General features: G+C 64.1%; 10 protein-coding genes, 1 tRNA gene and 1 pseudogene. 4 read left to right on the top strand and 8 right to left on the bottom strand.

Translation table 11 applies throughout. From position 1 onward, the window contains the following. The 3 genes and pseudogenes from H8A92_RS36475 to H8A92_RS36465 form a co-directional block, all read right to left on the bottom strand. A pseudogene (locus H8A92_RS36475) lies at positions 1-245 on the bottom strand (TonB-dependent siderophore receptor); the annotation flags it as partial. Between the two features lie 253 nt (positions 246-498). Continuing rightward, a complete protein-coding gene (locus H8A92_RS36470; protein ID WP_163152689.1) occupies positions 499-738 on the bottom strand; it encodes a hypothetical protein in 240 nt (79 codons plus the stop codon). A 119-nt stretch (positions 739-857) separates the two neighbouring features. After that, positions 858-1319, bottom strand: coding sequence for a MarR family winged helix-turn-helix transcriptional regulator (locus tag H8A92_RS36465; RefSeq protein WP_229200124.1), 462 nt, complete (start codon positions 1317-1319; stop codon positions 858-860). Positions 1320-1501: 182 nt separating this feature from the next. Between H8A92_RS36465 and H8A92_RS36460 the strand changes: the two genes are divergently transcribed. From H8A92_RS36460 to H8A92_RS36450, 3 genes are read left to right on the top strand one after another with little or no spacing between them, the layout of a single operon-like run. Next, a complete protein-coding gene (locus H8A92_RS36460; protein WP_229200123.1) occupies positions 1502-2671 on the top strand; it encodes an efflux RND transporter periplasmic adaptor subunit in 1170 nt (389 codons plus the stop codon). Next, positions 2668-5814 carry an efflux RND transporter permease subunit gene (locus H8A92_RS36455; protein ID WP_229200122.1) on the top strand — a complete coding sequence of 1049 codons (3147 nt, stop codon included), beginning with the start codon at positions 2668-2670 and terminating at the stop codon, positions 5812-5814. Before H8A92_RS36460 ends, H8A92_RS36455 begins: the two co-directional genes overlap by 4 nt. Before the next feature lie 57 nt (positions 5815-5871). Next, positions 5872-6432 carry an invasion associated locus B family protein gene (locus H8A92_RS36450; protein ID WP_229200121.1) on the top strand — a complete coding sequence of 187 codons (561 nt, stop codon included), beginning with the start codon at positions 5872-5874 and terminating at the stop codon, positions 6430-6432. Positions 6433-6437: 5 nt separating this feature from the next. Here H8A92_RS36450 and H8A92_RS36445 read toward each other — a convergent pair whose 3' ends face one another. From H8A92_RS36445 to H8A92_RS36435, 3 genes are all read right to left on the bottom strand, one after another. After that, on the bottom strand, positions 6438-6845 hold the full coding sequence (locus H8A92_RS36445; protein ID WP_229200120.1) for a GNAT family N-acetyltransferase: 408 nt from the start codon (positions 6843-6845) through the stop codon (positions 6438-6440). Positions 6846-7025: 180 nt separating this feature from the next. Then, positions 7026-7099: transfer RNA gene (locus tag H8A92_RS36440), tRNA-Gln, on the bottom strand. 472 nt (positions 7100-7571) lie between these two features. Next, positions 7572-10046, bottom strand: a complete 2475-nt coding sequence (locus tag H8A92_RS36435; protein WP_229200119.1) for a penicillin-binding protein 1A — start codon at positions 10044-10046, stop codon at positions 7572-7574. A 561-nt stretch (positions 10047-10607) separates the two neighbouring features. Between H8A92_RS36435 and H8A92_RS36430 the strand changes: the two genes are divergently transcribed. Next, positions 10608-10958 carry a hypothetical protein gene (locus tag H8A92_RS36430; RefSeq protein WP_163152737.1) on the top strand — a complete coding sequence of 117 codons (351 nt, stop codon included), beginning with the start codon at positions 10608-10610 and terminating at the stop codon, positions 10956-10958. 65 nt (positions 10959-11023) lie between these two features. On the opposite strand, the gene ggt is transcribed toward H8A92_RS36430, so the two are convergent. Together ggt and H8A92_RS40890 are read right to left on the bottom strand one after the other, a co-directional pair. After that, positions 11024-12760, bottom strand: a complete 1737-nt coding sequence (ggt, locus tag H8A92_RS36425) for a gamma-glutamyltransferase (RefSeq protein ID WP_229200118.1) — start codon at positions 12758-12760, stop codon at positions 11024-11026. An 83-nt stretch (positions 12761-12843) separates the two neighbouring features. Beyond that, the gene (locus H8A92_RS40890) at positions 12844-13011 is read right to left on the bottom strand and encodes an amino acid permease C-terminal domain-containing protein (RefSeq protein ID WP_420831420.1); all 168 of its coding nucleotides are present in this window, start codon (positions 13009-13011) and stop codon (positions 12844-12846) included. Positions 13012-13234 lie beyond the last annotated feature (223 nt).

Raw genomic sequence — 13234 nt, 5'->3', positions numbered from 1 at the left:
CGCAGCGCATTGCGGGCGCGGACCTGGTCCGATGTCGGCTTTGACGTGACGGGCCGCGGGCGAGCGACCGGGGCATCGACATTGACCGGCGGCAGATTCGATTGCTGCGCTTCGGCTCCAGAAAACGACGCCACCGCGATCAGGCTCGCGACCGCGGAGACCTTCGTCGCGGAATAACCCGTATCATCAGCCAAACCGATCGCTGCATCGAAGCGCAGCGATCTCGGCGCCTTCACATTGCTCATGTCTTGCACGCCCCCAAACGAAGTCAGTTCGATCGCGCAATGAAGCTGCGACGAACTGTCTCCTTCGGTTATCGAGCGTGAGTTTTTTTATCAATGCGACGAGCGCCACACTTCGCTTGAATCGCCCCAATTCAAAGCGATTCTAATCTGTGGTTTGAAATCGTTCTAACTCTAGTTTTTAAGCGTTCTAATTACCGTTCTAAACTGGTGTCATTGGCCGCGCCGTGCACGGCCCGTCAATGCGCCTCCCCGATCACTCGGCGCTTGGTGGCTTCATCAGCGAAAACAGCTCGTCGATGGTCCGCTGTGCGACCTGACGCACGCGGTCGCTGTTGTCGAGGCCGGCGATATTGACGCCGTTGACGACAGCTTTGATCTCGTCGCGGAAGTCGGTGAGAAACCGCAGCGGATCACGCTGCTCGCTGGCGACGCGCGCGATCAATCCGGTGACCATGATCTGGCATGCCATCATGCGCCCGTTCAATTCGTCCATCGCAGCCCTCATCCTCTCGCATCGTCGCTGCGCGATATGGACGACATCCCGGCGTGTTTCAACCGGGTCGCACAAGCCGCTGAACGGATGGAGAGCAAGTCTGCGCGACGAGGCGCGCGCTATTTCGCGGCGATGTGCTCGGCGTCCTCACCGAGCGACTTGATGCGATCCTTGACCGCGCGAAGCGTCGCAAGGCCGCTTTCGACATGCTTGTCCGACACGTCGCGCAACACGTCGCCGGCGATCGCATCGCGCAAGCTGTCGAGATCGTCGACCAGGCGACGCCCGGTCCTGGTCAGGAACAGACGATTGGCGCGGCGATCCCTGGGGTCGGGACGGCGTTCGAGCAGGCCATGCTCGACGAGGCGATCAAGCAGGCGCACCAGCGAGATCGGTTGCAGCTCAAGCACGTCGGCGAGATCGACCTGGGACAGCCCCTCCTGCTCACGCAAACGGAAGAGCACGATCCACTGGGCGCGCGTGGTCCCTCGCGCCTTGGCGCGATGATCGATATAGTTGCGCAGCAGCCTCGAGCTCTCGACGAGCTGCGCGATGAACTGGCGTTTGAGATCGAGCGACATAGGGGTCCTCGGTGCGTTTCCCAGACGGAATGTTTCCGCTCGTTTCTGACCTAAACCTTTCCAAATGTTTAGGATTCTCAAGCCTTGGTGTGTTTACACATTAAGTGCACGCATATTATATCCGCAAGCTCTGTGAACCGTTTCGATCACCCTTTATTGTTACGTCGAACCCAAGAGTCCGCATGTCAAAGTCACGCACCATCGGTTGGGTTTTAGTGATCGCTGCGGTCGGTGCCGCCGGTTATTACGGCTGGCAGAAACACACGAGCGACCAGCAGGCGGCCGAAGCCGCACAGAAGCGTTCCGCCCAGCGCCCGGCCGTTCCGGTCAAGATTTCGCCGGTCGAGAAGGCCGACTTCCCGGTCTACCTCACCGGTCTCGGCACGGTGCAGGCGTTCAACACTGTCCAGGTCCGCACCCGGGTCGACGGCCAGATCACCAGGATCGCCTTCAAGGAAGGCCAGTTCGTCAAGGCAGGCGATACGCTGGTCGAGATCGATCCGCGGCCCTATCAGGCGACGCTCGACCAGGCCAAGGCCAAGAAGGCCCAGGACGAGGCCAACCTCGCCAACGCCAACCTCGACCTGCAGCGCACCACCAGGCTCGGCGAGTTCGCGACGCGCCAGCAGTTCGACACCCAGCGCTCCACCGTGGCCCAGCTCACGGCCCAGATCGCGGCTGACGACGCCGCCATCTTCAACGCCCAGACCCAGGTCGACTACGCCACCGTGAAATCCCCGATCGACGGCATCGTCGGCCTGCGACTGGTCGACATCGGCAACATCGTCAACGCCTCGGCTCAGACCGGCATCGTGACGATCACCCAGATCGAGCCGATCACGGTGATTTTCACCGCACCGGAAGATCAGCTCCCCGATATCAAGGCGGCGCTGGCCACGGCGCCACCCAAGACCATTGCGCTGACCACCGACGGCAAGCGGGTGCTGTCCACCGGAACCCTGGCGCTGATCAACAATCAGGTCGACACGACAAGCGGGACTGTTCGGCTAAAGGCGGTGTTTGATAACAAGGACCATGCGCTCTGGCCGGGCCAGTCGGTCTCGACCCGGCTCCTGGTCCGAACCTTGAAGGACGCCACCGTCGTCCCGGATGATGCGGTGCAGCATGGCACCGAAGGCCTTTACGCGTATTCTATCAATCAGGAGAACAAGGCCGAGCTTCGCAAGCTCAAGGTCAGCCAGTCGATCGACGGCAAGTCGGTGATCGAGGAGGGTCTGTCGCCGGGACAGCAGGTGATCACCGCGGGGCAGTACAAGGTCTCGCCGGGAACCCTGGTGACGACGGCGGTGGCGAGCTCGGATCCGTCCCAGTCGAAGGTTACGCAGGAATGAGCGACGGAATTTCCGCACCATTCATTCGCTTCCCCATCGGTACCTCGCTGCTGATGGCGGGCATCCTGTTCGTCGGCCTCGTCGCCTATCCGCTGCTGCCGGTCGCACCGCTGCCGCAGGTCGACTTCCCCACCATCCAGATCACCGCGAACCTGCCGGGCGGCAGCCCGGAGACCATGGCGAGTTCGGTCGCCCAGCCGCTGGAGCGCCAGTTCGCGCAGATCCCCGGCATCGCCCAGATGACCTCGACGAGCTATCTCGGCACCGCTTCGGTCACGATCCAGTTTGACCTCAACCGCTCAATCGACGGCGCCGCCAACGACGTGCAGGCCGCCATCAACGCCGCCAGCGGTCAACTGCCCAAGAACCTTCCCTCGCCGCCGACCTATCGCAAGGTCAATCCGGCGGACGCGCCGATCATGCTGCTGTCGGCGACGTCGGACACGCTGCCTCTGACGACGGTCAGTGATTCCGTCGACGCCCAGCTTGCCCAGCAGATCAGCCAGATTTCCGGCGTCGCGCAGGTCGTCATCGGCGGCCAGCAGAAGCCGTCGGTCCGCGTTCAGATCGACCCGGCCAAGCTCGTCGCAAAGGGTCTGTCGCTGGAAGACGTCCGCGCCGCGATCAACATCGCAACCGTCGACAGCCCGAAGGGCAACATCGACGGCGCCACCCGCGCCTACACCATCTACGCCAACGACCAGCTGCTCACCGCGGAGCCCTGGAACGACGTGATCATCGCGTACCGCAATGGCGGGCCGCTGCGGATCCGCGACATCGGCCAGGCAGTTACCGGGCCCGAGGACGCCAAGCAGGCCGCCTGGGCCAACGGCAAGCGCGGCGTGTTCCTGGTCGTGTTCAAGCAGCCGGGCGCCAACGTCATCGACACCGTCGACAAGATCAAGGCGGCGCTGCCCCGGCTGGTCGCGGCTATCCCGCCGGCGGTCAAGATCGAGATCATCAGCGACCGCACGACCACGATCCGCGCCGCGGTGGAGGACGTCCAGTTCACCCTGCTCCTGACCATCTTCCTGGTCGTGATGGTAATCTTTGCCTTCCTGCGCAGCTTCTGGGCCACCGTCATCCCTGCCGTGACGGTGCCGCTTGCATTGCTCGGCGCCTGTGCGCTGATGTGGGTATTCGGCTACACGCTCGACAATCTGTCGCTGATGGCGCTGACGATTGCAGTCGGCTTCGTGGTCGACGACGCCATCGTGATGCTGGAGAACATCAGCCGCTACATCGAAGAGGGCGAGCGGCCGATGGCCGCCGCATTCAAGGGCTCCAAGGAAATCGGCTTCACCATCGTGTCGATTAGCATCTCGCTGGTCGCGGTGCTCATCCCGCTGCTGCTGATGGGCGGCATCATCGGCCGCCTGTTCCGCGAATTTGCGGTCGTGCTGGCGATGACGATCTTCGTCTCGATGTTCGTGTCGCTGACGCTGACCCCGATGATGGCCTCGCGCTTCCTGCGCGCCCATAATGAGGAACGGCACGGCCGTCTCTACAAGCTCAGCGAGCGCGGCTTCGATGCGATGCTGCGCGGCTATCAGAGCGCGCTCGACGTCGCGCTGCGCTGGAAGTTCACGACCCTGATGATCTTCTTCGCGACGCTGGCGCTGTCGATCTACATGTTCGTCATCATCCCGAAGGGCTTCTTCCCGCAGCAGGACGTCGGCCTGATCACCGCGACCTCGGAAGCCAATCAGGACATTTCGTTCGCCCAAATGAAGGGGAAGCAGGAGGAGCTCAGCAAGATCGTCATGCAGGACCCCGGCGTGGCGACGGTGGCGATGGCAATCGGCGGCAGCGGCCGGGCCGGCAACAACGGCAACATGTTCATCACGCTCAAGCCGCTGAACGAACGTGATGCCAACGCGCAGCAGATCATCGCCCGCCTGCGGCCCAAGCTGGAGAAGGTGCTCGGTGCCCGGCTGTTCATGCAGGCCGCCCAGGACGTCCGCCTCGGCGGCCGCCCCACCCGCACCCAGTTCGAGTTCACGCTGCAGGACGCCAACCTTGCCGAACTGAACGAATGGGCGCCGAAGATCCTCGGCAAGATGCAGACGCTGCCGCAGCTGCGCGACGTCGCCACCGACCAGCAGACCAACGGCACCACGGTCGAGCTCAAGATCAACCGCGACACCGCCTCACGCTACGGCATCCAGCCGCAGCTGATCGACGACACGCTCTATGATGCGTTCGGCCAGCGCCAGGTGACGCAGTATTTCACCCAGCTCAACAGCTACCACGTCATCCTCGAGGTGCTGCCCGAGCTGCAGGGCTCGATCGACACGCTGAACAACATCTACCTCAAGTCGCCGCTGACGGGCGAACAGGTGCCGCTGTCGACCTTTGCGAAGTGGACCACCGTGCCGGTACGGCCGCTGTCGATCAGCCATCAGGGCCAGTTCCCGGCGATCACCATCTCCTTCAACCTGGCGCAGGGCGTAGCGCTCGGCCAGGCGACGGAAGCGGTGCAGAAGGCAATGGTGGACCTCGGCGCGCCGCCGACCCTGAGCTCGAGCTTCCAGGGCACTGCGCAGGCGTTCCAGCAATCGCTGTCGACCGTACCGCTGTTGATTCTGGCTGCGCTCGTGGTCGTCTACCTGATCCTCGGTATCCTCTATGAGAGCTACATCCACCCGATCACCATTCTGTCGACGCTGCCGTCGGCCGGCGTCGGCGCGCTGGCGATCCTGATGGCTGCCGGCTTCGACTTCTCGCTGATCGCGCTGATCGGCATCATCCTCTTGATCGGCATCGTGAAGAAGAACGGCATCATGATGGTCGACTTCGCGATCGCCGCCGAGCGCGACCAGCACATGGAGCCGGTGGCGGCGATCCGTCAGGCCGCCCTGCTCCGCTTCCGTCCGATCATGATGACGACGATGGCGGCAATGCTCGGCGGCGTGCCGCTGATGCTCGGCACCGGCACCGGCTCGGAAATCCGCCAGCCGCTCGGCTACGCCATGGTCGGCGGTCTGATCGTCAGCCAGGCGCTGACCCTGTTTACGACGCCCGTCGTCTATCTCTATCTCGACCGGCTCTCCAACGCGTTTGCGAATTGGGGCCGCTCGCCGCGCGCCGACCACGACGCTGACGACGACGAAGACGGTTCGGTCAAGCAGGCCGCCGAGTGACTTGACTTTGCCCACATACCGGCACATCCGAAAGCTGTTCATTTCGGAGCCGGTACGGTGAAGATTGTCGCAAAATCGCTTGTCGTCCTGTTCAGCGCGTTCGGCCTGGCCGGCCATGGCCACGCCCAGGCGCCCAAAGGCAAGACTACGACCGTGCCGGTCGCGGCAGCCGCTCCCGCCGCCCCTCAAGGTGACGCCGCATCGCCCAACAACACCGGTTGGGTCGCGCGCTGCACCAGCGCGAGCCGCGAGGCGCCGCTCGAATGCGCGATGGAGCAGACCGCGGTGCTCACCAAGACCGGACAGCTGATCGTGCTGGTCAATATCCGCGTCCCCGGCGACACCCGCACGCCGATTGCGCTGATCCAGCTTCCGCTCGGGCTGAACCTGCCGGTCGGCGCCAAGCTGCAGGTCGACGACGGCAAGGCCGTCGATGTACCGATCCAGACCTGCGAGGCGCGCGGCTGCTACATCAATGCGCCGATCACCGCCGACGTCCTGACACAGCTCAAATCGGGCAAGCAGCTCAAGGTCTCGTTCCAGAATCTCGGCAAGGAAACCATCAGCATCCCGATGCCGCTCGCCGACTTCGCAACGGTGTACGACAAGATCAAATAGCGCCCCTATCGCTCGCGCTTGTAGAGGAAGGCGTTGTCCGGCTGCGGCATGCCGATGGACTTGTAGAACCCCACCGAGTCAGGCGCCGATAGCAACAGGCACATCGACTCGGGCCCGGCGAGGCGCCGCGTTTCCGCGATCAGGCGCTTGCCGATACCGTGCCCCTGATATTCCCGATCGACCGCGAGATCGGACAGATAGCAGCAATAGGCGAAGTCGGTCAGCGCACGCGAGACGCCGACCAGTCTGCCCGCCTTCCGCGCCGTCACGATCAGATTCGTATTGGCGATCATGCGCGCCATCCGGTCGGTATCCGCGAGCGGACGCCGCTCACCGAGGCCCGACTGGCGCAGCACATCGATGAACTCGTCGACGCCAATCGACGACTCGCGGGCATAGAGAATTTCGTCCATCAGCTTAAACCTCTGTCGCAACATCCCGGACCACACGTGCGAGACCATGGTGGATTACGCCGGGCTATTCCACCCTCGATGCTGTGACGGCACACGCGGCGTTGCATCCGGTCCGGCATCAGCCGCAGGCCGGGCAATCTCGTCGGAATTTGGGAGGATCGTTGCGCCGCTGAGGCAGGTTGGCTGGGGAACCTGGATTCGAACCAAGACAAACAGAGTCAGAGTCTGTTGTGCTACCGTTACACCATTCCCCAAGAATTGTCCGTGGGATCAACAGCTTAGCTGAATGACTGGACATCTCGGTGCAGCGGGTTCGCCTGCCAAATCAGCGCCCGCGCGAGAGCGACCTTCTACCTGCTTGGTCCCACGCTTGGCAAGCATTGTTGGCGGGCATCGGCGTAAAATCGCGGTCTGTGGTCGCGAATGAAGGCGCGTTCCCTTTCCCGCCTGCGACGTGGAAGCATCAGTTGCAGAAGCCCGCAAAGGCCATATGCGATAGTCTTGGTCGAGGGAGACTTGGGGCGAGAGACATTCGCACAATTTTCGGAATATTAGAAGTTTGCCCCTGAGTTGCCCGACGTGTCAAGTTGCTTGGCCGGACGCCGGCCATCGCCGGCTCCCTTGCATGGGGTTGTTTTCGATATTTTGGCAGCGCCCGCTGTCGCATGCATCGCACGTTCGTGCGAGATCGATCCGTGGCGTCTTGTTGAATGCGTACCGCAGCCGTCAGTACAGCCCGCCCGTCCCCGACCGCATCACGGCCCGATCCGCATCCGGCGAAATCGGCTGCTGGGTGCCGTCGATCACGTCGGTGCCGGCGACCAACGAGGAATCATAGGCCGGCGGCGCCTGGCCCGGCTTGAAGGCCTCGAGCACGACGCCCTTCTGACCGGACGAGGCGCGCAGGCCCGTCTTTGCATCGACCAGCACCAGCCGGATGCCGACCGGCTGCTTGAACGGGGTGGCCGGCTTGTCGGCGAGCGCGAGCTTCAGGAAGTCGCGCGCGATCGGCGCCGCGGTGTGACCGGCCTGCGCGTTGCGGCCGAGCGAGCGCGGCTTGTCGTAGCCGACATAGAGACCGACCACGAGGTCCGGCGAGAAGCCGACGAACCAGAGATCCTTGGCCTCGTTCGAGGTGCCGGTCTTGCCGGCGAGCGGCTTGCCGACGTCCTTCAGCGCCGTGCCGGTACCGGCCTGAATCACGCCCTCCATCAGCGAGGTGATCTGGTAGGCGGACATCGCGTCGAGCACCCGCTCGCGACGGTCGACGAGCTGCGGCTCGGGCTGGTTTTTCCAGCCCTCCGGCGCGTCGCAGCCGCGGCATTCGCGCTGGTCGTGCTTGAAGATGGTGTGGCCGTAGCGGTCCTGGATGCGGTCGATCAAGGTCGGCTTCACGCGGACGCCGCCATTGGCGATCATCGAATAGGCTGTCGCCATCCGCATCACCGTGGTCTCGCCGGCGCCGAGCGCATAGGCGAGATAGTTCGGCAACTCGTCATAGACGCCGAAGCGCTTGGCATACTCGCCGATCAGCGGCATGCCGATCTCCTGCGCGAGCCGCACCGTCACGGTGTTGAGCGACAGGCGCAGCGCGTTGCGCAGCGTCACCTGGCCCTGGTATTTGCCGGTCGAGAAGTTCTCCGGGCGCCAGACATTGCCCTGCCCCTGGTCGATCTCGATCGGCGCGTCGATCATGACGGTCGATCCGGTATAGCCGTTGTCGAGCGCCGACGAATAGACGATCGGCTTGAACGTCGAGCCGGGCTGCCGGTAGGCCTGCGTGGCGCGATTGAACTGGCTCTGGTCGAACGAGAAGCCGCCGACCATCGCGAGCACGCGGCCGGTATGCGGATCCATCGCCACCATCGCGCCCGACAATTCGGGTATCTGGCGCAGCCGGTACTGGCCTTCGATGGCGCGGCCGTCCTTGAAGAGCGGGTCGGCATAGATCACGTCGCCGGGCTGCAGCACCTGCGAGACAGCCGTCGGCGTCTTGCCCTTGCTCCTGGCCCAGCGCACGCCGTCCATCGTGATGATTCCGGTCTCGCGCTGCTTGCTGATGGCGCCGCCGAGCTCGCGGCCGGGCTGGAAGCCGATCCGCGCCGACTGGTCGTTGCTCTCGAGCACAACAGCCATTCGCCACGGCGAGATGTCGGAGAGCGACTTGATTTCGGCGAGCGGCACGCCCCAGTCGGCGGAAAGGTCGAGCTTCTGGATCGCGCCGCGATAGCCCTGCTGCTCGTCATAGTTCACGAGCCCCGCCACCATCGCCTTGCGCGCCATCACCTGGACCTTGGGGTCGAGGGTGGTGCGCACCGACAGGCCGCCTTCATAAAGCTTCTTCTCGCCATAGCGCTCGAAGATGTCGCGGCGGACCTCTTCCGAGAAATACTCGCCGGCGAAGGTGTGCGCGCCGTTGCTGCGGTTGGTGACGGCCAGCGGGTCCTTGCGCGCCTTGTCGGCGTCGGCCACGCTGATCCAGCCGTTCTCCTGCAGGCGGTCGATCACGTAGTTGCGGCGCTCGATGGCGCGCGCATGGTTGCGCACCGGATGCAGGCTGGCCGGCATTTTCGGCAGCGCCGCCAGATAGGCCGCTTCGGCGACCGTCAGTTCATTGACGGACTTGTCGAAGTAGACCAGCGAGGCCGCCGCGATGCCGTAGGCGCCGAGGCCGAGATAGATTTCGTTGAGGTAGAGCTCGAGGATCTTGTCCTTGGAATAGGCCCGCTCGATTCGCATCGCCAGCAGGGCTTCCTTGATCTTGCGGCTGAACGACACCTCGTTGGTCAGAAGGAAGTTCTTGGCGACCTGCTGGGTGATCGTGGAGGCGCCCTGCGGACGACGATTGGAACCGAAGTTCTGGACGTAGGAGACGCCGGCGCGCGCCATGCCGGTATAATCGATGCCGCCATGCTCGTAGAAATTCTTGTCCTCGGCGGCGAGGAAGGCGTTGATCACGAGCTTCGGCACCGCCTGGATCGGCAGGTACAGCCGGCGCTCCTTGGCGAACTCACCGAGCAGCGAACCGTCGGCCGCGTGGACGCGGGTCATCACCGGCGGCTCGTAGTTCTGGAGCTGCGAATAGTCGGGCAGATCCTTGGAAAAATGCCAGAACAGTCCTGCAACGGCGGCCAGACCAGCCAGGAACAGGATGGTTCCTGCGGTGAACAGGAACCCGAAGAACCGCAACAGAAATTTCATCGACCAGATTTCCGTGGCGAATACGTCGCTCGTTCTGAGCGCGCTGCGTGCCACTTAGGCCGCCCGGTATATCGGTCGCTCCCCTGACCTGCAATTCAGCACCGGATAATTAAAGCGCGCCAGGCGTCAAACTTATGCCATAGAGCCCGGCTCGCGCGCGCAGCCAAATCAGCGGACCTTCCCGGCCCGACCTGGCGAGCCCCCGGGTGGCAGCGTCCACCGTACGCCACGGCGCCGCTCGATTCGCGCACGCCTCGCCGAATCCTGCGCCCCCTTGATCGTCGCGCTTGCGCCGAGGGCGCGCTGCGAAAGGAAAGCGCTGGACGGACCGACCGCTTTCCCTACCCGGCTGCCTGCCGTTGCGGGCAACGAGTCAGCAGAAAACCGGTGGACAGTCCCGCAGCGCCCACCGGATCAATGATTTGTTAACTATAACTACCGCAAGTTGTTGGCATACACGCGACTCGCGACGGGCTGATTTCCATGGCACTGCGCGGATTTAAACGGCCTTTTGCGGTCGACCAGACCGTACTCGGATTTCCAAGACCGCCCACGTCGGCCATGGGAACGGAAGCCCTGGACCTCGTCTATCAGGCGGCGGACTTGTTCCGCAGCATCGAGGACAGGGCTCGCGCCGGGGAAGCCCGCGCCGAGGCTGCCGAACAGGCGCAGCTCGAAATCATCGCTGCCACCGAGCGCAAGCTGAGGGATGCATCGCGGGCGCTCGAAGAGGCCCGGCGGCGCATTGAGTCCCAGCAGGAGCAGCTCGACGCGGCCGAATTCCGCGCCCAGGCCGCCGAAGCCGAGGCGCGCGAAGCCAAGCAGTCGCTGGCCCTGGTCGAGGACGCGATCCGCCGGCGCCTGCTGCTGACCAGCGGGCACGACGACGGCAGGTCGAGCGCCGTCGCCTGAGGCGCCACCGATTTTCGCCCGCTGCGGCCGTGCCCGGCCGCCACCACGCGATTGTGCAACGACAATCAATAGCCGCTAGCGAGCCCCGAGTTACGGCGCGGATCGTTGGCGCCATAGAAGCGGTTGTTGCCGACCGGCTCGCCGCCGAGCGACGGCGCGCCGATGACGATGACCGCGAGGTGATTGGCCGGCTGCGGCGGACCGAACTTGTGGCCCATCCCTTCCAGGATCTTCCGCGTGTCCGGCGACAGCGTGTAGTCCTCGAGGTTGGTCAGTTCCGGAAGCCACTGCTGATGAAAGCGCGGCATGTCGACGGCTTCCTGCGCGTTCATGCCGTAGTCGACGGCGTTGATCATTGTCAGCAGCACGGCCGTGATGATTCGGCTACCGCCCGGAGTGCCCAACACCATCACCGGCTTGCCGTCCTTGGTCACGATGGTCGGGCTCATCGAGGACAGCGGGCGCTTGCCCGGGACAATCGAGTTGGCTTCCCCCTGCACCAGGCCGTAGAGGTTCGGCACGCCGACCTTGGCGGTGAAGTCGTCCATCTCGTCATTGAGCAGCACACCGGTCTTGGCCGCGGTCACCTTGGCGCCGAACCAGTCGTTCAGCGTGTAGGTGACCGACACCGCGTTGCCCTCCTTGTCGGCGATCGAATAATGCGTGGTGTTGCTGCCCTCGTGCGGCGGAACGCCGGGCTTGATGTCCTTCGATACGCCGGCCTTGGCCGGATCGATCGCGGCGCGGATCTTGGCGGCGTAATTCTTGTCGAGCAGGCGGTCGAGCGGATTCTTCACGAAGTCGGGATCACCGAGATAGCTGTTGCGGTCGACATAAGCGTGCCGCATCGCCTCGATCTGATAGTGCACCGCCTGCGCGGAGTGGTAGCCGAGCTCCTTCAGCGGATAACCCTCGAGGATATTCAGCATCTCGCAAATGACCACGCCCCCCGAGCTCGGCGGCGGCGCCGAGACCACGTGGTAGCCGCGATAATCGCATTCGACCGGCGCGAGTTCGCGGACCTTGTAGTTGTCGAGATCCTCCTGCGTGAGCAGGCCCTTGCCGGCCTGGCTCGAGGCGACGATGGCCGCCCCCACCCAGCCCTTGTAGAAACCGTCGGTGCCGCGCTTGCTGATCTCACGCAGCGTCTCGGCGAGCTCGTGCTGCGTCAGCCGCTCGCCGACCTGGAACGGCTTGCCGTTGTTGAGGAAGATCGCCGCCGAGGCCGGATCGTCCTGAAAATCCTTGGTCGAGGTCTGCAGCATGCTGACGTCGCCCTGGTCGAGCACGAAGCCGTCCTCGGCGAGCTGCAGCGCCGGTGCGATCACGTCCGCACGCTTCATCGTGCCGTACTTCTCGCGCGCATATTCCATGCCGGCCACCGAGCCCGGCACGCCGACGGCGAGATGCCCCTTGGTCGACAGGCCGGGGACGACGTTGCCGTCCTTGTCGAGATACATGTTGGCGGTGGCGCCCTTCGGCGCGGTCTCGCGGAAATCCAGGAAGGTCTTGCGGCCGTCGGCAAGCTGGACGGTCATGAACCCGCCGCCACCAAGATTGCCGGCGGCGGGATAGGCCACCGCAAGCGCGTAGCCGACCGCAACCGCCGCATCGACCGCGTTGCCGCCGCGCTTCAACACCTCGACGCCGACTTGCGTTGCGAGATGCTGCGCCGAGACCACCATGCCGTTCTCGGCAGCGACCGGCGCGACCGATGCTGCGCGACCTGGTACCGCCGACATGAGGCCGACCGAAACAATCGCGGCGACCATCCACCGCGCGTGCGCTGTTGAATTTTGCATGGGAGCCTCCCCGGGAATGCCGACTTGTCGCGGCTTGCGGTGCTATCTCAACGCGTACATCTAGCAGGCCGCTCGCTTGCGCACTATAGGCGCGCGCTCCGCTCAGCGCTTACCGGCAAACGGCTGTGACGTCGACCATAGGCCGCATAGATCGCAAGCCCGATCACGAGCCACACCGCGAGCCTGATCCAGGTGTCGAGCGGCAGGCCGAACATCAGGAACAGCGAGGTTCCAACGGCCGCCGGGGCCACCAGCCAGATTGCGGGCGCGATGGGCGCACACGGCGCAGAAAAGCCTCCGGCGGGCATGCCGGAGGCTTCGGAGGTCGTACTGAAGATGGAAGCAACACCTCTTCTGGTTGTGGTCAATGAGACCTTTGAAAACTCAACTTTCCGAAGCGATCTCTCGCGGACTGCGATAGTTCACCAGTTGCGCTGAGCGCGGAGGAGCAGGAGGACCGTGTCCTGGTTCTTC

Source organism: Bradyrhizobium acaciae, assembly GCF_020889785.1.
In the GTDB taxonomy this organism is placed as follows: Bacteria; Pseudomonadota; Alphaproteobacteria; order Rhizobiales; family Xanthobacteraceae; genus Bradyrhizobium; species Bradyrhizobium acaciae.
This window is presented reverse-complemented; position numbering and strand designations above follow the sequence as displayed.